This is a genomic window from Paenibacillus phoenicis, assembly GCF_034718895.1.
In the GTDB taxonomy this organism is placed as follows: domain Bacteria; phylum Bacillota; class Bacilli; order Paenibacillales; family Paenibacillaceae; genus Fontibacillus; species Fontibacillus phoenicis.
This window is the reverse complement of sequence record NZ_JAYERP010000001.1, coordinates 1381598-1399637: the sequence shown is the minus strand read 5'-3', so window position 1 is coordinate 1399637 and position 18040 is coordinate 1381598. Positions and strand designations below refer to the sequence as shown.

The following is an 18040-nucleotide window of genomic DNA, read 5'->3' as shown; positions in this document are numbered from 1 at the left end:
GGCTGATGAACGGGTTAATCATCACGCTTCTTGTCCTGGCGGTACTGATCTTTTTGTGGCGCAAGGCCAACATGACGGGACCTGGGAGAGTGGAGCGTCCAACTGGGCAGGATCGCTTCGAATGGTCAGCTATTGTAACCTACATCAAAGAACGGTTGCATGAACTTAGCCGTACGAGCGGATTGGATTGGGGATTAAGCGAGGAAGCATGGAACCGTAAAGCGAAAGCGCGTGCGGAGCTTCGTCAAGCGCTTCGTGGCTGCGCGTATGGGGATCCGAAGGACAAGCAATATATTAAGTCGTTTATCCGCGACATGTTGGCAGGAGATTACGGAATCAACGAACACAATATCGACCGGATCTTGCCTTTTCATCGCCAGGAGCTGTTAACAGCCCAAGACCGCTTCGATATCTTGTTGTACCTTTACAAGCAGCAGTATGGCGCCGACGGTCTAGCGCAAATGATCGAAGACTATGCGCTGGATGAAGCGAAACCGTCAAAAACGTCTGAGGGTTCCCCCGTATACGAAATTACAGGTGAGGACATTGACCGTATCTTTTTCTTAGAGTATCGCCCCCTGACGTTTCAGGAGAAGCTGGATCTCGTCGTCCAGCGGGTTTACCAAATGTATAAGGGCTTCTCGGTGGTGGACGAGCTGCGGGAGATGCGGATCGACGGACTGAGCGGCGGTGTAAGCGGGATTCCAAGCGGATATGGGGCGGTTGAGCCTTCCTCTGGCATTGGCCATAGGTACGAGGGGAACGACAGGTTTTTGTTTGCTGTGGATGAGGATGGGGAGCAACTGACCCGTTCTTGGGAGAGCGTCTGGATTTTCTATCGAGGTAAGAGTATCCGCCTGTCATTTCTCTCCTTTGGCAGCGAAGCGGAGTTAAAACGCGTTTGTCAGAACATCTATAAATTTAATCTGCCAGGCCAACTATCAGAGGTTAACGGATATAAGGTGAACGAGATGCAGGACGGTTCGCGGATTGTGGTCGTCCGGCCGCCATTTGCAGAGACGTGGGCTTTTTTCGTGCGGAAATTCGATATGATTGGCACCTCGTTGGAGCACTTGATCCAGGGGGAGAACGCCGAGCTGCCGATCGGGCTGCTGAAATATTTCATGAAGGGCAGCCGGATTACTTCCATTACGGGTTCGCAGGGATCAGGCAAAACAACGCTGTTGATGGCGATGGTCAAGTATATCTATGCCGCATATACGTTGCGTGTGCAGGAAATGTCCTTTGAGCTGCATTTGCGCCGCTTGTACAGCGGACGCAACATTTTAAGCTTTCGGGAGACCGATTACGTGAGCGGGCAAGCAGCATTGGATCTGCAGAAAAAGACAGACGGTACCGTCCACATCCTAGGGGAGGTCGCCACGGACGAGGTTGCCGCCTGGATGGTGCAGATGGCGCAGGTAGCCAGCTTGTTCACTATTTTTACGCACCATGCCAAGACGTTTCGCGATCTAATCGAGTCGCTGCGCAATTCGCTGCTGAAAACCGGTGTGTTTCGCGACGAACGAGTCGCTGAGCTGCAGGTTGCTACCGTTATTGACTTTGACGTGCACCTGCGCCGCGATATGACGGGACGGCGATATATCGAGCGGATCACTGAATGCTGCCGCCGGGAGTCAGAGAACAGGGCGGGGCAGGAAGGGCAGGGTTTCCAACCAGCGGCGGGAGGTCAATTGACTTCAGTTCATCATGCCAATTATGAGGAACGGGTGATCATGGAATACCGAAATGGCCGTTATGTTGCTGTGCAACCGATATCTCGCCAGACCCGAGAGGCTATGGCCCGGGAGATGCTGCCGGAAGACGCCGCGGAATTTGAACGGTTTGTTGGCTCGTATTGGGGGGAGAAGGTTGGAGCTTAAGTCGATCCTGCTGATCGTGTTGGGAGCATCAGTCCTTGGCGGCATCGGATTGTATGCTGTCGGTCAATGGCTCGGAAGAAAGGAAAATCCGTTATGGGTAGATGCTGGGAGTACGGTTGGTGCCTCTCCTAAGCAAACGCTGGGCGGGATTCGGCAATGGTTTACAGCGTTCCTGCTTAAGTCGTATGCCGCTTGGATGAAGGTGCCTCCGTTAAGGTATTATGCTGGAAAAATCCGTATGCGGCTCGCGCTTAGTTATCCCCAGGACGAGCTGAAGCTAAGGCGACAAACGATGAAGCTCGCTTATGGGATCACAGGGTCATTCGCTGGATCGATCGCCATCTTAACTGCGATGCATCCCGACGTGTTGTTTGTTCTGTCGCTGCTGATCACCGCTGTCGTCCTGCAAGACCTGCTGATCGATGGTTACGTCAATCGATTAGAAGTCAAGCTGCTGGAGCAGCTGCTTGATTTCTTCGCTGCCGTTCGGCATGCGTTTCACCGGCATGGCATGGTACCTGATGCGATTGAGGAAGCCGGCGAAGCGACGGGCCGTGAAATCGGGGTTCATGCCCATTGGATTAGCGAGGCGCTGGTTGATGCTGACCCGGACACCGCTTTGGAAAAATATTATGAGAAGGCTCCCAGCCGGTATTTGAAGGCCTTTGCCGGCATTTCCCGGCTGGTATCGGAGTACGGCGACCGGAAACGCGCGGAAGGTTCCATGTACCTGCGCGGCATCAGCCGCCTGACCGGAGAAGTTCAATTGGAGCTCATCCGCAGAAGACGGTTGGATTATTTGCTGAAAGGACTGCATGTCATCGCTTTAGTGCCGGTCTTTTTTACGAAGCCGGTTGAGATGTGGGCCAGGGGACATTTCCCGTTAATGGATGCGTTCTATTTAAGCAAAGCAGGGATGTTAATCAAAGCGGTCCTATTTCTGACCATTCTGCTCAGTTATGTTCTGCTGCAGAAGCTGAAGAATGAAGAAGAAACAGCTTATCGAGCCAAGCCTACAAACCTATCATGGGAAGCCAGGGTCTATGCGCACCGAATCCTTGGCCGTTTTTGCCGCCAGTTCGTTCCGTCGCCCGAATCCGTAGCCTATCATCGAATTTCTCAGCTGCTAAAGGAGACGAATCATCGGCTTCGGATCGAAGCGTTTCAGGTCAGACGAATCAGCATTTTGGGATTAAGCTTCGTCCTTGCACTCGGGGGATTCCTTGTGCTTCATCAGCTTACGAAGCAGCGGATTTTGACGGAGCCTCCAGCCGTATCCACCTTTTTTGGCGCTTTGCCGAAGGACACCGTTGATGCCGGACGACAGGAGGCTGCACGAGATGCTGCGGTCATGCGTCAATTGGGCATGTCAGCAAAGGCTAGCTACGATGAAGTCTTCCGCTCCGTCTCCAAAATGCTGGAGGATGCAGAAGAGGGGAAGGCCCATGAAGAGTTATCAGAAGCTACCCACAGAATCCTAGACAAATTGCAGCGCTGGAATCAGGAATATCTCAAATGGTGGGAGTTTGGTTTGGCCTTACTAGCCGGATTGGCCGGATACTACCTGCCGCTATGGATGCTTTACTTCCAGCGTTGGATGCGATTGATGGACATGCGGCATGAGGTGTATCAGTTTTTGGCGATGATTGCGATCCTGCGGGAACTGGAGCGGATCTCCGTGGAAGAAATCCTAGAATGGCTGGCCTCTTACGCGGTGATCTTTCGGGAGCCATTGCATAAATGCCTCTTGAACTACAGCTTTAGCCCTGAGGAAGCGCTGCTGGAGCTGAAGCGGGAGGTCGTTCTGGAGGAATTCCAACGGCTGGCGGACAAGCTGCTGCTGGCGTCGGAGAAGCTGTTGGTTGCCGATGCCTTTGACGATCTTGACAGCGATCTGTCCTATCAATTTGAGCGGAGACGGTTGGATTACGAGAAATCGCTGGATATCAAAGCGAATTGGGGGCGTATGATTGGCTTTACTCCCATGTATGCTCTGGTCTTCGCTTATTTGGTGATTCCTCTAATTTGGATGAGCTTTGAACAAATGAACTTATATTTTGAACAGCTTCAAAAATTTTAAAAAAATTTAAGGAGGCATTTATCCATGAACAACGCTTCATCCGCACTAAAGGTTGCGGCCGGGATCTTTTTGACAATAGCTTTGATTACGATTGTAGTTATCTTGTTTGTTTCTGCTCAGGAAGCGACCAAAACGGCGCAAAACAGCTTCTCCGATATCCAGACGGAGCTGTCCCAAGCCTCGTTTACCGTCTATGACGATACGACCGTCAGCGGTTCGCAGGTTACCAATGCATTACGGAAATTCAAGGATCGCGATCAATTTGGCATCTTGGTGAAAACCGGGAAGAACAGAGGCGGGGAATGGTATGGAGATATCCTGAACGTTAATGAATCTGAGTCTTCGGAATATTACGGTGCGGTGATCAATCATAGCAATGCGCCGATTAGTAATGCCTGGGACGAGCGGCTAAATGAATATGTCAATCCGAGCGGCAAGTTCAAGGCGAAGGTGGTCAAGGACAGCTCGAATGTGGTTCGAGGATTGATATTTACACAGACAACGCTACTTCCGTAATGGGAAAGGCTGGAGGCATCATTTAAGGTGATCAATCATGTAAAAAGTCTGGTATGGCTGCTTTTCTCCGTCAGCTCTTTTTTGGCCGTTGCCATCTATATGCTGGACATCGGAGCGAATCAGAACGCATCCTATGACGCGCTCGCGGTGCAGCTACACGGCGTTGGACGCAGCGTCTACGCGCTTGAAGGAAGTGTGCTCACAAGCGAAACAGGGGAGAGATCCCGCGATGATGATCCTCTGGGGGACACAAGCGGCGGATTTAGCGGGAATGATCTCCTTCATCGGATTCCGGATTGGATTGAGCTCGGCGTAGAGATCGAGGTGAATGGGGAAGTTTTGAATACCGTCCCATTTGGTCTATTGGAGGATGTGTTGGAGCAAAGCCGTAAACGCGCTCTGGAAGTATTGGATTTACGGGCGAATTACAGCATTGAACATAGGTTTGATTCATCAGGGAAAGAAGTTCGGGTGATTATTCAAAGAAAGTAGGTTGCAGTGAATGGTAAACGCCTTGTCGAAAATAACGGCTGCGCTGCTTGCCGTGCTGCTCCTGTTTCTGTTTCCAGCGTTGCAGGCTGCGCAGCGCCAGGAGGATCTCCGATATTTGGCGGCGTACCATACGTTGGTACAGTTTGCGGATGCCGTGCGGAACAAAGGGTTCGTCACGCCGGACATGTACGAGGATTTTGTCCATGAACTGGAGTTATCCGGAGGATGGTATGAGGTTGAGCTGGAGCATCGTCATAAGATCTATCACCCGGAATACGGCGATCCGGCTGACCCGGGAACTTTCTTAGGTGATTTCAGCGTCGTATACAATGCTTACTATACCTCAGATATTTTAAAGGTCCTGTTTCCATCCGGAACAGGGCAAGAAGGTGTCCCGTACAAGCTAGAGGAAGGGGACTTCTTCACCGTTACAGCCTACGACCGCTCCCGGAGCCCGCTGGATATTCTATCGGAGTTTCTATATAACAGTGCAGGGAAGAAGGGACCGTCTTTACTCACCTACGGAGGTATGGTGCTCAATGAAGATTACTGACTGGGCCGTGATCTTTGTCATCATTATTGCTCCAGTTGTTTGGCTGGGCGGGCTGCGAGCGGAAAATTTACGGGAGGTTAACCGGCTTGAGACCCGATATACGGCCGCCTTGCGCACGGCGGTTCAGGATGCAGCGGCTTCGTTAAACCGGAACGAGCTGCAGCAATTCGAGAGCGGGTACGGATCCTCGAAATGGATGCGGGCGGATAAAGAGCAAGCCCTTGCCGCACTGCTTCGGAGCTTGTCCTTGAATTTCGGCGTAGCTGACGATCCGGCGGGACAGCAGTCGCTTCTAGCTTATATCCCGGCGATCGTTGTCATGGACTATGACGGCTATTTTCTGTATGCAGCGGACATGGATCTGAGCAGTGATACGTGGACTTACCGGTGGCAGGACAAAAAGCCCTATACATATTTAGACGCAAGCGGGAACAGTATCGCGTTTACGTTGGATAGGAACGTGACGGCTTACGATGCAGCGGCGAACCACTGGTTCAGCGGGCTGCAAACCGAGATTAAGTCCGAGATCTCCATTCCGCTGCTGCAGAATGAGGAAACCTTTGATGCCGTTCGGCGTGCAACGATCGTCCGCCGGATTGAAGAGGATCTGGCCCGGGCGATTCGCGCTCATAATCGGATTGCGGCAAAGCTGGGAGTGGATTATACGTTTACGCTGCCGGTGATCCCGCAGGAGGAGTGGAATAATACGTTAGATGATGTCGGAATCCTGGTGTTTCTGCAAGGCATTCCGGTAGGTGATCACTACTATAACAACTATGCATTCGGCGGGGGAAGATTAGACCTGGCACCGGCGATCGTTGGAGCAGTTGATCCGACCACGGGGTTAAAATATTACTATCGAAAGACCTGTGCTCGTGCCTCGGAGTTAGGTTATCGCGAAGAGGAGATCTTCCCGAATGAACGTGCTGCGGCCGAAAACGGGTATTTTCCGCTGGATTGTAGAGCATTCGAACCTGAAGAGTGAGGGAAACTCCTTTGAATTCTTGCCCTATCTGTACTATGCTTGAAACAAACCATCGAAGCGGTTGTTTCACCGGATTCGATAAGAAGACAAGCATTGGCGAGGGGAGTGCGGAAATTGGAGAGAACGCATGCTGAGCAACAACTGCAGCATGAACGCCAGCAACCGGATCGATATTCTCGGCAGCGATTGTTTGCACCGATAGGTCATGCGGGCCAAGACCAGCTTGAACAAGCGAAGGTGTTAGTCGTTGGAGCTGGGGCGCTTGGCACAGGGATCGCTGAAACGCTCGTTCGCGCAGGTGTCGGACATCTGGTGATCGCCGACCGGGATTACGTGGAATGGAGCAATCTGCAGCGACAGCAGCTATTTTCTGAAGCGGATGCGGCCGGACGAGTACCGAAAGCGATCGCGGCCGAGCAACGGTTAAATGCAATCAATAGTCAGGTGCGCATCGATGCCCATGTGATGGATGTTGATCCGGAGGAATTAGAAGACCTCATTCATGGCGTTGACCTCATCATGGATGCTACGGATAATTTCGATACGAGATTGATGATTAACGACATCTCGCAAAAATATCGCATTCCCTGGATCTACGGCGGATGCTTAGGCAGTTACGGAATAACTTACACGATTTTGCCCGGCGAAACGCCTTGCTTGAACTGCTTACTAGGGACTGTACCGCTCGGCGGAGATACTTGCGACACCGTAGGGGTGATCCCGCCGGCCGTACAAATGGTTGTAGCCCATCAAGCAACGGAAGCATTAAAGCTGCTCACCGGAAATACGGAGGCGTTACGGGGCACATTGCTGACCTTTGACCTGTGGCGAAATGAGCAAACCTCAATTAAAGTGGGCACAGCCAAACGGGACGATTGCCTTTCTTGCGGAAGCGAAGCCACCTACCCGTATCTGTCTGCGGCCGGCAACCGAAAGACGGAGGTGCTTTGTGGCAGGGACACGGTGCAGATTCGTCCGGCAACAAAACGGAAGCTTGAACTGCAGGAGATGGCAATGAGGCTGGAACGATTGCAAGAGGGGAAGGTGGAGGTAAATCCGTTCTTGCTCTCTTTTACAATCGATGAAAAGCGGTTGGTCTTGTTTGCGGACGGGAGAGCGTTAATTCACGGTACGCAAGATCCTTCAGAAGCCAAAACCATCTATGATCGCTATATAGGTTAAGGATCAACATGATCCTTTCCGGGTGACCGAATGATTTCCCGGTGGAATGACCATCTTATTAATGGATTGGCAGATGCAGGTAAGGTGGTCGCGCGATGAAAGGTTACATTATGCTTGTTTTAGAGGATCAGGCTCAAGGGGAGCGAATCAAGGCTGGATTAGAGGAAGCCGGCTATCAGGTCGATTGGAAGCAAAGCGGCTCCGGCGTGCTTCGTATAATAGAAGAAGAGCTTCCGGATTTGCTGCTGCTGGGTATGGATTTGCCGGATGATGCTTCCCAGGTCCTTCTGGAGGAAATTGGGCGGTTCGCTCCGTTTCCGCTGATCCTTCTGCTTAAGGAGTGGAACACCGATGACGTTGTCGCCGGCTTTGCCGGGGGAGCCAACGATGTCGTTCCGATCACGATCCCCATGGCTGAGTTGTATGCTCGGGTTGGTCATTTGATTTCACTGTTCAAACGGCTGGGGGATGGCTCCCTAACCGAGTTGACCTTTGAGGATTTACGAGTCGAGCTGCGCAGCCGCAAGGCTTGGAGAAACGGGGAGTCCATTCGATTGACGCCGAAGGAATTCGATCTGCTGCTCTTTTTGATGAAGCGGGCTGGGAAGGTGTGCGGACGGGACTTGATCCTGCAGCAGGTTTGGGGGTATGATTTTTCAACCGGAACCAACGTGGTGGATGTCTATATTCGGCATTTACGCAAAAAAATCGATAAAGGCCATTCGAGAAAGCTGCTCCATACGATTCGCGGCACCGGATATATGTTTGGTTAAACGTAAGCCAGCCGTTTATCCCATGGCAAAGGAAAAAGTCGTTGCGATCAACTGATCTATGCAACGACTTCTTATATCAAGAGAGGGGCTTGTCCGACTAAAGGACGCGACGAGCCTTCAGATAAGTACTTTTCCAGTTGCCTGAGTTCAAATTGGAAATCGTTACCCCTGGCTTCCCGTAAGTATGAATAATTTTTCCGTTGCCCATATAGATCGCTACATGGGTTACGTTCTTACCGTTTGCCCGGCTGCCGCTGGAGAAGAAGACCAAATCGCCCGCTTTCAGATTGGACTTCGACACAGCGTATCCCACTTTAGCTTGTGCAGCGGAAGTGCGCGGCAAATCAACGCCATATTTCTTAAATACATATTTCGTAAAGGAAGAGCAGTCGAATACCTTAGTCGTCGAAGTCGATGCTCCGAATTTGTAAGGAGTGCCCAGGAAATTCTTCGCGTAGTTTACAACCTGCGTGCCTTTGGATACGGCAGTGCTTGTTGCCGATTGGGCTTGTACTGGTTCAGCACCACCAGCAAGCAGCGTACTGAAACCAATGGCGGACACCAGTCCAACCGTCAATACTTTTTGGAATAGTTTGCGTTTAATCATGTTGTAGTACCTCCAATTTGTGATTTGACCGGTTCGTTAGTTGGAGTATAACAGATTTGTAATCTCCTATATTTTGGTAGAATGTCCTAAAAACCTTGGGCCACAACGGTTTGGAGGCAATTATTAAAATAACATTAAAGTTTACATTTTATTAAGATATAGAGAATTTCCTTACACCTTTACATATGAAAATCAATGAAAAAACCCTTGAAAAACAAGGGTTCTGCTTTTCTTTCATCTTTTCTTCTAAGGGTCAACTAAAGGTTACAAAAATGATACATATTAAAAAACGAATCAAATGGCTAATCGCGGCTATGAATAATGAGCAACCAGCCCTCGTTCACATGCACCGTTCCGACGGGAGCCGCCAATTGATTGCTCACCGCTAGAGATTGACCTATTCGGAGTGTTGCATTATCTAGCGGGTACATGAATCCTTCTAACGTAATTCCGGTTACGACAGGGGTCAGCGGGAGCAGAGAAACATACGTATATCCACGATCCTCAACCTGGCAGACCGATCCGCACAACGTAATGTAATTATGTTCATCCCATATGGCGCAGGTAATGCCTTGCTCCGCTGCACGCAGCAACATATGTATATTGGCCAACGTATGATCCAAGCGGGTTCCGATTACGCCGGTTAATACAATTTCTGCCGGGTTTCGCTGGACGGCAAGGTCAAAGGCCAGCTCCGTATCCGTCAGATCTTTATCAATCGGATCGCAGATGACCAGCTCTTTGCTGCAGCTACGAATCCGATCCAGCTCTTCCTCGTTCACGGAATCGAAATCGCCCACTGCCAGATGCGGTTTCATCCCGTGCTCCACCAGAAATAAGGCCCCGCGGTCAGCGCCGATCAAAAAATCATCCGAACGCACCTCACGAAGCATTCCCGGATCTAAACCTCCGCCTGCAAAAATGAGCACCCGGTTCACAGTCATTCGATTTTCTTCCTTTCCCGAACAATATCTTCTGCTTTCGTTAGTATAATTCAGATTTTAGGGTTGCACAATTTCCACTTGTGGGCCTACAATGGGGATTGATAAATAAAAAGCTGACAATGAAAGGCAGAGAAGGACGGAAGAGATGCACATCTTTGAGATTTTTAGCATCATCGGGACGGTAGCGTTTGCGATGTCCGGCGCGTTCGTGGCGATGGAAGAGGAGTACGACATCCTCGGCGTGCTGGTGCTGGGTTTGGTGACGGCGTTTGGCGGCGGGATCATCCGCAATGTCTTGATCGGCGTCCCGGTAACGACGTTATGGGGGCAAGGGGATTTAATTATGTTGGCCGTGATGTCCGTGTTTGTTGCCTTCGTGCTGCCGATGCCATGGGTTCGTCGTTGGAAACGGACGGAGGTCCTGTTCGATGCGATTGGTTTGTCGGCTTTTGCAATTCAAGGGGCATTGTATGCCACGGACATGAAGCATCCGATGAGCGCGGTGCTGGTGGCGGCGGTGTTGACCGGTATCGGGGGCGGTATTATCCGCGATTTGCTGGCCGGGCGTAAACCGCTGGTGCTGCGCGACGAAATCTATGCGGTATGGGCGATGCTGGCAGGGCTGGCAGTTGGGATGGGGTGGTTCGTTTCAACTGTGGAATTGATTTTGTTGTTTGCGGCTGTCGTCTTCTTCCGGATGTTATCCGTCCATTATAAATGGAAGCTGCCTAGACGGTCACTAACAACAGGGGATATCTATATTGGAACGGAAGCGAAGCCTAAGACTAAAACAAAGTCCAGTTCTGAGCGGGCTATTGTGCAGGATCAGACTCCTTAACGCGCATAAGAGACCATGCAGAAAGACATCAAGAGAGGCTGTCCGAAGTAGATGAAGGTTCTACCTTGGACAGCCTCCCATTTTTCTGGATATGAAAGCGTTATTTTAAGAAGTGTACCAGCGCATCAGGCAGCTCTTGCTGCCAAAATCCCCATAAATGTTTCCCGTCCTTCTCGAAATAGGTGACGCGGGCTCCGCGTTCTTCAAGTAAGGCCTTGGCTTTGCGATTTAACTCAACAAAATTATAGGTGCCTGTATCCGTTGTATAATGATCCTCTTGCAATCCCACGATCATGAAGAGCGACAAATAGGAGAGATCGGTCTCTTGAGCGAGAATCTTCAGAGATGGTTCATAGTAGGCGCCGGACAAGCTGATGATTTTGGAAAACAGTTTCGGATTTTTCATAGCCAGATGAAGGGAGACAGTTGCCCCTAAAGAGTCACCAGCCAGCACCCTTTCCTCGGGTTCACGACGAACCGGATAATTGCGTTCGATGAAGGGAATAATTTCTTCCGTGAAACAGCGGGTATAGGCCTCAAAACGGTTTCCGAACGGGGCATATTCTTCTGTGCGCACTGCAGTATTTACTTCAATGCCAACAATGATGAACGGCTCGATCCCTTCATCTAAGATCAGTCGATTGGCATGTGTCGCAATTCGTCCGAAATTGAAGAACTCCTCGCCGTCCTGACAGTAAACGACAGGATAACTGAGGATTTCGTTATAACCTGGAGGCAGATACACGCGCAGATAACGTTTCTCTCCTAAGAACTGGCTATGGATTTCCTCTTTGACAACGGTTCGTTTCAAATATTTCGAATCTGTCATAGTTCTACACACTCCGTACGATAGATTTTGCTTTTGGATGTTGAATCAAGTAACATTTAGCATGATGCAGGATATCGCTAGCTTACCACAAAATAGATCTGTGTTATACTAATTTCCCAAAACTGTTACATAAACAAAGATAAAAATATAACACAACAACCCTTAATTCCTTTGACTTCTAGAATGAAACAGGAGTATAATAATTCTATAACAGAGGAACAAGTTAATCAAATATTCAGTCGAGGTGAAAAAAATGAGCAAGATTCCTTATGAAGTATACACGGAAGAAGTAGAAGCTTTGACCGTGCTCTCGCCAGACGGTGAAATCGTTAACAAAGATAAAGTACCGGCTCTGTCCGACGATGAATTAAAAGAATTGATGTATCGCATGGTATTTACCCGTACTTGGGACGAACGTGCGATCAACTTGGGCCGCCAAGGCCGCCTCGGATTTTATGCTCCAGTTTCCGGGCAAGAAGCGACAATGGTAGGTAGTGAATTTGCGCTGGATAAAGAGGACTTCATCTGCCCGGGTTACCGCGATATGCCGCAGCTCGTATGGCATGGACTTCCACTGTATCAAGCTTTCCTGTATTCCCGCGGCCATCAACATGGCGGACAAATTCCGGAAGGCGTTAGCGTACTTATGCCGCAAATCATCATCGGCGCACAAGTATTGCATGCAATGGGGATCGCCATGGGCTACAAGCTCAAAAAACAAAAACAAGTCGTTATCACTTACACCGGTGACGGCGGTTCTTCCGAAGGCGATTTCTACGAAGCATTGAACTACGCTGGCGTATTTAAACTGCCGGTTATTTTCTTCGTGCAAAACAACGGTTATGCCATCACGACACCGTTCTCCAAACAAACTGCAGCTTTGTCGATCGCGCACAAAGCAGTTGCTGCTGGGATCCGCGGCGTGAAAATCGACGGGATGGACGTATTTGCAGTTATCAGCGCCGTGCGTGAAGCTGCTGAACGTGCCCGCAACGGGGAAGGCGCTACTTTGATTGAAGCCGTAACTTATCGTTTCCGTCCACACTCCCTGTCTGACGACACTTCGAAATACCGGACGAAGGAAGAAGAAGGCCAATGGAGCGAGAAAGACCCGATCGCTCGTCTGGCTAAATATTTGGAGAAGAAGGGTCTTTGGACCGAAGAAGATACCGCTCGTGTGAAAGAAGAAGCGAAAGCGAAAGTAAACGAGCATATTAAGAAAGCAGAACAAACGGAAAAAATGACAATTCCTGGCCTGATCGACAGCATGTTTGAAGTAACGCCTAAACACCTGGAAGAGCAAAAGGCCGATTTTCAATAAACGTACGTGTAAATTAGTCTGATCGTTCTATAGAGGAGGATACAAGCAATGGCACAAATGAATATGAAAGAAGCGATTCGTGACGCCTTGCGCGTCGAACTGCAACGCGATCCAAATGTTCTGATTTTCGGCGAAGACGTAGGTAATGTCGGCGGGGTGTTCCGTGTAACAGAAGGTCTGCAAAAAGAATTCGGGGAAGAGCGCGTAATGGATACGCCGCTCGCAGAATCCGCTATTGGCGGTTTGGCGGTAGGCTTGGGGATTCAAGGCTTCCGTCCAATTGCGGAAATTCAGTTTGTTGGCTTTATTTTTGAAGCATTGGACCAAATTCTTGTACAAGCGGCCCGGATGCGTTACCGTTCCGGCGGACGTTATCATTCCCCGATCGTGTTCCGTACTCCGTTTGGCGGCGGCGTTAAAGCGGCTGAGTTGCATACCGACGCTTTGGAAGGCCTGATCGCCCAAACTCCGGGGATCAAGCTGGTCGTTCCTTCGAACCCTTATGACGCGAAAGGTCTGTTGATCTCTGCGATCCGCGATAACGATCCTGTATTCTTCATGGAACACTTGAACCTGTACCATGCGTTCCGCGAAGAAGTGCCGGAAGGTGAATATACCGTTGAACTGGGCAAAGCCAAAGTCGTTCGCGAAGGTTCCGATGTAACGATTCTTGCATACGGTCTTATGGTTCATACCGCAGTTAAAGCTGCTGAAGAATTGGAAAAAACCAAAGGCATTAAAGCTGAAGTGATCGACCTGCGCACCCTCGTACCGCTCGACATCGATACGATTATTGCCTCTGTGAAGAAAACGAATCGCGCTATCATCGTTCAAGAAGCGCAAAAATCGGCCGGTATCGCTGCGGAAGTCATCGCGCAAATTAACGAGAAAGCGATTCTGCACCTGGAAGCTCCTGTACTGCGTATCGCTCCACCGGATACCGTTTATCCGTTCGCGCAAATCGAAGATCAATGGCTGCCGTCTCCGGCTCGCGTGATCGATGGTGTTAACAAAGTGCTGGAATTCTAAATCGAAGAACAAATAGGAGGTCTTTCCTGTGGCGAAGTTTGAATATCGGTTCCCTGAACTAGGCGAAGGCTTGCATGAAGGTGAAATCATCAAAATGCATATCAAGCCAGGGGACAAAGTAACGGATGAAGATATCATCATGGAGGTACAAAACGACAAAGCGATTGTTGAAGTACCATGTCCTGTGAACGGTGTTGTACAAGAAGTGTTTGGTAAAGACGGTGCTGTGTTCCGTGTAGGCGAAGTTGTTGCCGTCATCGAAGCTGAAGGCGATATTCCTGAACAAGAAGGTGCTCCAGCTCCAGCGGCTGAAGCAAGCGCTTCAGCTGCTCCAGCAGCAGCTCCGGCTCCGCAAGCAGCTTCTTCGTCTAAATTCGAGTACCGCTTCCCTGAGCTTGGCGAAGGTTTGCATGAAGGCGAAATTATCAAAATGCATATTAAACCGGGCGACAAGGTAACGGACGAAGACATCATTATGGAAGTCCAAAACGACAAAGCGGTCGTTGAAGTACCATGTCCAGTTAACGGTACGGTTCTTGAAGTGTTCGGCAAAGACGGTGCGATCTTCCGCGTAGGCGAAGTCGTCGCCATCATCGATGCCGAAGGCGATCTGCCTGAACAAGCCGCAGCACCTGCACAAGGTCATGACGCTCCTGCTGCTGCAGCAAGCGCACCGGCCGCAGCCGCAGCTCCTGCAGCTCCAAACCGTGAGATCCTCGCTACGCCTGGCGTACGCAAATATGCTCGCGAGCAAGGCGTTGACTTGTCGCTGGTACCAGGGACAGGGAAAGCCGGTAAAATCACGAAGGAAGACGTTGACAACTTCAAGAAAGGCGGAGCTGCCGCCGCTGCTCCAGCTCAAGCTGCTGCACCTGCACAAGCCGCTGCTCCAGCCCAAACTGCAAAAGCGCCTGCTGCCGCTGCACCAACAGCGATCGCAACAGAGGGCGAAGAAGAACGCGTTCCGTTCAAGGGTATCCGCAAAGCGATTTCCAACGCGATGGTGAAATCGGCTTACACGGCTCCGCATGTTACCATTATGGATGAAGTGGATGTTACGGAACTGGTTGCTTTCCGTACTCGCATGAAACCAATCGCCGAGAAGAAAGGCATTAAAGTCACTTATCTTCCATTCATCGTTAAAGCGCTGGTGGCCGCTTCCCGTCAATTCCCGGCTCTGAACGCTTCGATCGATGAAGCGAACAATGAGATCGTTTATAAGAAATACTACAACATCGGGATCGCAACCGACACCGATAACGGCTTGATCGTTCCGGTCATTAAAGATGCGGATCGGAAGAGCATATGGATGATCGCCGAAGCGATCAAAGACCTGGCATCCCGCGGCCGCGAAGGCAAACTGGCACCTCACGAAATGAAGGGCAGCACGATTTCGATCACGAACATCGGTTCTGCTGGCGGTATGTTCTTTACGCCGATTATCAACTACCCTGAAGTAGCGATCCTTGGTACCGGCCGCATCACCGAAAAACCGGTGGTTAAGAACGGCGAAATCGTTGCTGCACCGGTTATGGCCTTGTCGCTTAGCTTCGACCACCGTCTGATCGATGGTGCAACAGCACAGAACTTTATGAACTATATCAAACAGCTGCTCGCTAACCCAGAGCTGCTCGTTATGGAGGTGTAATCGTCAATGGTAGTAGGAGATGCTTCTATTGATATTGATACATTAGTTGTTGGGGCAGGTCCCGGCGGATATGTGGCGGCCATTCGTGCCGCCCAACTCGGGCAAAAAGTGCTCATCGTCGACAAAGCCGAGCTTGGCGGTGTTTGCTTGAACCGTGGTTGTATCCCGTCCAAAGCGCTGATCGCGGCAGCTCACCAATACGAATCTGCTCAACATGCAGAGGTGTTTGGGGTAAAAGCGGAGAAGGTGACCGTAGACTTCAAGAAAACCCAGGAATTCAAAAGCAGTGTCGTTAAGAAGATGACCCAAGGCGTTACCGGCCTGCTGAAAGGCAACAAGATCGAAGTTTTCAACGGTGAAGTGATGTTCATCAATGAAAACGAAGCTCGCTGCTTCAACGATCATGAATCGCCGCGTTATCGCTTCAAGCATTGCATTTTGGCAACCGGCTCCCGTCCAATCGAGCTGAAAGCCTTCCCGTTTGGCGGACGCATCCTGTCCTCGACGGAAGCGCTGGAGCTGCAAGAAGTTCCAAGCAGCCTCATCGTTATCGGCGGTGGATATATCGGTGCCGAACTCGGCCAAATGTACTCCAAATTCGGCACGAAAGTGACGATCATTGAAGGTATGGATACGGTACTGCCTGGCTTTGATAAAGACATGACTCGTCTGGTTGCCAAGAACATGGCGAAAACCGGCATTGAAATCGTGACGAATGCTAAAGCCGAAAGTGCAGAACAAACCGATAAGAACGTTACGGTGAAATATTCCGTAAACGGCGAAAGCAAAGAAGTTACCGCCGATTACTTGCTGGTAACGGTTGGACGTCGTCCGAACACCGACGGCGATTTGGGTCTGGATCTGGCCGGCGTTGAGTTGACTGACCGCGGTTTGGTTAAAGTTGACCATCAAGGCCGCACCAGCAACCCGAAAATCTTTGCGATCGGCGATATCGTAGCTGGCCCTGCGCTTGCGCATAAAGCTTCCTATGAAGGGAAAGTTGCGGCAGAAGCCATCGCGGGACTTCCTTCCGTGGTGGATTACAAAGCGATCCCAGCGGTCGTATTTACCGATCCGGAATGCGCCAGCGTAGGTCTGACGGAGTCGGAAGCGAAAGAGAAGGGCTACAAAGTCAAAGCCGGCAAGTTCCCGTTTGCGGGCAATGGTCGCGCGACTTCTCTGAACCAGCCTGACGGCTTCATCAAGATCGTTGCTAACGCTGATAACCATGTCGTTCTCGGCGCGCAAATCGTCGGGATCGAAGCATCCAACCTGATTGCTGAGCTGGGCTTGGCGGTTGAGATGGGCGCAACGCTCGAAGATGTCTCGCTGACCATTCACGCTCACCCAACCTTGGGCGAAATCGTGATGGAAACTGCAGAGCTGGTCGAAGGTCATCCGATCCACGTCATTTCCCGCTAAAATTAGCGAACGTTTATCCCACTTCTTCTAAAAGTGGTTCATCTCCTAAATATGTTGGGCAAGACCGATGTTACGGTCTTGCCCCTTTTTTATTGCTGGTTTTGACTTCATTTCACTCCAAGCCGCATCCGATAGCCAAACAGGATACGTCGACTTTCTCCGCCAAATCCCTGTTTCACTCGTGCGCGAAATTGCTCGGCAGCGGCAGCAATTTCGTCCGCGCCTAATTTCAAGGCGGTTTGCAATCCGCCTTGACTGAGGGCCAAGTTCGCATACCGATCGGCATCACAGTCCTCCCAATGGTGAAAGACGATCTCACGGGAATATCGGAACAGGCCGCTCTTGCGGATTTGCTGTAAATGCTGATCTTTGGGCCATTTATAGGCTTCCTTCCCGGTTTCACTTAGTTCGCTGGCTCGTTTGTCACCCAGTTGAATGAGCTCTTCATAGGCTTGCTCAAGCTGGGGCGAGGCGACCGGCGGCCAATCGCAATCGTATGCGGCAAAAATGCCTCCAGGACGCAATACCCTGGCGAATTCTTGCAGTGTCGGTTGCGGGTCCATCCAGTGAAAGGATTGCGAGCAAGTGACCAGATCAACGGAGGAGTCTTCCAAAGGCAGTTCATAAGACAAGCCTTTAACAAATTGAAGCTGCTTTGGACCGCCGAGTTCCTGCCAGCGGTTCATCGCTACGGCGCGCATATCATCGTTGGGTTCAATCCCGACGATTTGCTTCGCATGATCCAGCCAGATAAAGGAGGAGAGACCGGTACCGCAACCGACATCTGCAATGACCTCCGGGCTGCGGCCTAAATACATCGTGAGGATGCCAATTAAATCAACCGGAGCCTTGGGTCGGCTCTGGTCATACAGATCACTGAACCCGCTGAAACGTTCAATGTTGTTTTGACGGATTTGTTCGCTCATTAGACAACTCTC

General features: G+C 50.6%; 17 protein-coding genes. 13 read left to right on the top strand and 4 right to left on the bottom strand.

Annotated features, from left to right (window positions below; genetic code table 11):
- Nucleotides 1–5 precede the first annotated feature (5 nt).
- From U9M73_RS06560 to U9M73_RS06525, 8 genes are all read left to right on the top strand, one after another.
- Complete coding sequence (locus tag U9M73_RS06560) at nucleotides 6–1883, top strand: ATPase, T2SS/T4P/T4SS family (RefSeq protein ID WP_323079079.1); 1878 nt, start codon at nucleotides 6–8, stop codon at nucleotides 1881–1883.
- Nucleotides 1873–3963 (top strand): hypothetical protein, encoded by a 2091-nt coding sequence (locus tag U9M73_RS06555; protein WP_323076585.1) that lies wholly within the window; start codon nucleotides 1873–1875, stop codon nucleotides 3961–3963. Before U9M73_RS06560 ends, U9M73_RS06555 begins: the two co-directional genes overlap by 11 nt.
- Nucleotides 3964–3987: 24 nt before the next feature.
- Entirely contained in the window at nucleotides 3988–4479 is a 492-nt protein-coding gene (locus U9M73_RS06550; RefSeq protein WP_009226196.1) for a hypothetical protein, read from the top strand.
- A 27-nt stretch (nucleotides 4480–4506) separates the two neighbouring features.
- Complete coding sequence (locus U9M73_RS06545; RefSeq protein WP_260070319.1) at nucleotides 4507–4971, top strand: hypothetical protein; 465 nt, start codon at nucleotides 4507–4509, stop codon at nucleotides 4969–4971.
- A 10-nt stretch (nucleotides 4972–4981) separates the two neighbouring features.
- Nucleotides 4982–5524: a hypothetical protein gene (locus U9M73_RS06540; protein ID WP_009226194.1), complete on the top strand. Its 543-nt coding sequence runs from the start codon at nucleotides 4982–4984 to the stop codon at nucleotides 5522–5524.
- Nucleotides 5511–6509, top strand: a complete 999-nt coding sequence (locus U9M73_RS06535) for a hypothetical protein (protein ID WP_323076584.1) — start codon at nucleotides 5511–5513, stop codon at nucleotides 6507–6509. The genes U9M73_RS06540 and U9M73_RS06535 overlap by 14 nt, the downstream gene beginning before the upstream one ends.
- Before the next feature lie 114 nt (nucleotides 6510–6623).
- Nucleotides 6624–7691, top strand: a complete 1068-nt coding sequence (locus U9M73_RS06530) for a thiazole biosynthesis adenylyltransferase ThiF (protein ID WP_323076583.1) — start codon at nucleotides 6624–6626, stop codon at nucleotides 7689–7691.
- A 95-nt stretch (nucleotides 7692–7786) separates the two neighbouring features.
- The gene (locus U9M73_RS06525; RefSeq protein ID WP_009226191.1) at nucleotides 7787–8464 is read left to right on the top strand and encodes a response regulator transcription factor; all 678 of its coding nucleotides are present in this window, start codon (nucleotides 7787–7789) and stop codon (nucleotides 8462–8464) included.
- 97 nt (nucleotides 8465–8561) lie between these two features.
- On the opposite strand, the gene U9M73_RS06520 is transcribed toward U9M73_RS06525, so the two are convergent.
- Complete coding sequence (locus tag U9M73_RS06520) at nucleotides 8562–9071, bottom strand: C40 family peptidase (protein ID WP_323076582.1); 510 nt, start codon at nucleotides 9069–9071, stop codon at nucleotides 8562–8564.
- A gap of 302 nt (nucleotides 9072–9373) precedes the next feature.
- Nucleotides 9374–10015 carry a thiamine diphosphokinase gene (locus U9M73_RS06515; RefSeq protein WP_260070314.1) on the bottom strand — a complete coding sequence of 214 codons (642 nt, stop codon included), beginning with the start codon at nucleotides 10013–10015 and terminating at the stop codon, nucleotides 9374–9376.
- 145 nt (nucleotides 10016–10160) lie between these two features.
- On the opposite strand from U9M73_RS06515, the gene U9M73_RS06510 reads away from it, so the two are divergent.
- The gene (locus U9M73_RS06510; RefSeq protein WP_260070313.1) at nucleotides 10161–10853 is read left to right on the top strand and encodes a trimeric intracellular cation channel family protein; all 693 of its coding nucleotides are present in this window, start codon (nucleotides 10161–10163) and stop codon (nucleotides 10851–10853) included.
- 100 nt (nucleotides 10854–10953) lie between these two features.
- Here the strand turns inward: U9M73_RS06510 and U9M73_RS06505 are convergent, their stop codons facing one another.
- Nucleotides 10954–11682 carry an alpha/beta hydrolase gene (locus U9M73_RS06505; RefSeq protein WP_260070312.1) on the bottom strand — a complete coding sequence of 243 codons (729 nt, stop codon included), beginning with the start codon at nucleotides 11680–11682 and terminating at the stop codon, nucleotides 10954–10956.
- A 253-nt stretch (nucleotides 11683–11935) separates the two neighbouring features.
- On the opposite strand from U9M73_RS06505, the gene pdhA reads away from it, so the two are divergent.
- The 4 genes from pdhA to lpdA are packed head-to-tail and all read left to right on the top strand — an operon-like array spanning nucleotide 11936 to nucleotide 17102.
- A complete protein-coding gene (pdhA, locus tag U9M73_RS06500; protein WP_323076581.1) occupies nucleotides 11936–13003 on the top strand; it encodes a pyruvate dehydrogenase (acetyl-transferring) E1 component subunit alpha in 1068 nt (355 codons plus the stop codon).
- Between the two features lie 48 nt (nucleotides 13004–13051).
- Nucleotides 13052–14032, top strand: coding sequence for an alpha-ketoacid dehydrogenase subunit beta (locus U9M73_RS06495; protein WP_260070310.1), 981 nt, complete (start codon nucleotides 13052–13054; stop codon nucleotides 14030–14032).
- 28 nt (nucleotides 14033–14060) lie between these two features.
- On the top strand, nucleotides 14061–15680 hold the full coding sequence (locus U9M73_RS06490; RefSeq protein WP_009226184.1) for a 2-oxo acid dehydrogenase subunit E2: 1620 nt from the start codon (nucleotides 14061–14063) through the stop codon (nucleotides 15678–15680).
- A gap of 6 nt (nucleotides 15681–15686) precedes the next feature.
- Nucleotides 15687–17102 (top strand): dihydrolipoyl dehydrogenase, encoded by a 1416-nt coding sequence (lpdA, locus tag U9M73_RS06485; protein WP_260070308.1) that lies wholly within the window; start codon nucleotides 15687–15689, stop codon nucleotides 17100–17102.
- 107 nt (nucleotides 17103–17209) lie between these two features.
- Here the strand turns inward: lpdA and U9M73_RS06480 are convergent, their stop codons facing one another.
- Nucleotides 17210–18028, bottom strand: coding sequence for a class I SAM-dependent methyltransferase (locus tag U9M73_RS06480; RefSeq protein WP_260070307.1), 819 nt, complete (start codon nucleotides 18026–18028; stop codon nucleotides 17210–17212).
- Between the last annotated feature and the right edge of the window lie 12 nt (nucleotides 18029–18040).

What these genes read in the sequence shown, in the direction of transcription:
- U9M73_RS06560 (WP_323079079.1), top strand. Translation starts at nt 6, where the DNA reads ATGAACGGGTTAATCATCACGCTTCTTGTCCTGGCGGTACTGATCTTT.
- U9M73_RS06550 (WP_009226196.1), top strand. Translation starts at nt 3,988, where the DNA reads ATGAACAACGCTTCATCCGCACTAAAGGTTGCGGCCGGGATCTTTTTG.
- U9M73_RS06540 (WP_009226194.1), top strand. Translation starts at nt 4,982, where the DNA reads ATGGTAAACGCCTTGTCGAAAATAACGGCTGCGCTGCTTGCCGTGCTG.
- U9M73_RS06535 (WP_323076584.1), top strand. Translation starts at nt 5,511, where the DNA reads ATGAAGATTACTGACTGGGCCGTGATCTTTGTCATCATTATTGCTCCA.
- U9M73_RS06525 (WP_009226191.1), top strand. Translation starts at nt 7,787, where the DNA reads ATGAAAGGTTACATTATGCTTGTTTTAGAGGATCAGGCTCAAGGGGAG.
- U9M73_RS06520 (WP_323076582.1), bottom strand. Translation starts at nt 9,071, where the DNA reads ATGATTAAACGCAAACTATTCCAAAAAGTATTGACGGTTGGACTGGTG.
- U9M73_RS06515 (WP_260070314.1), bottom strand. Translation starts at nt 10,015, where the DNA reads ATGACTGTGAACCGGGTGCTCATTTTTGCAGGCGGAGGTTTAGATCCG.
- U9M73_RS06510 (WP_260070313.1), top strand. Translation starts at nt 10,161, where the DNA reads ATGCACATCTTTGAGATTTTTAGCATCATCGGGACGGTAGCGTTTGCG.
- U9M73_RS06505 (WP_260070312.1), bottom strand. Translation starts at nt 11,682, where the DNA reads ATGACAGATTCGAAATATTTGAAACGAACCGTTGTCAAAGAGGAAATC.
- pdhA (WP_323076581.1), top strand. Translation starts at nt 11,936, where the DNA reads ATGAGCAAGATTCCTTATGAAGTATACACGGAAGAAGTAGAAGCTTTG.
- U9M73_RS06495 (WP_260070310.1), top strand. Translation starts at nt 13,052, where the DNA reads ATGGCACAAATGAATATGAAAGAAGCGATTCGTGACGCCTTGCGCGTC.
- lpdA (WP_260070308.1), top strand. Translation starts at nt 15,687, where the DNA reads ATGGTAGTAGGAGATGCTTCTATTGATATTGATACATTAGTTGTTGGG.
- U9M73_RS06480 (WP_260070307.1), bottom strand. Translation starts at nt 18,028, where the DNA reads ATGAGCGAACAAATCCGTCAAAACAACATTGAACGTTTCAGCGGGTTC.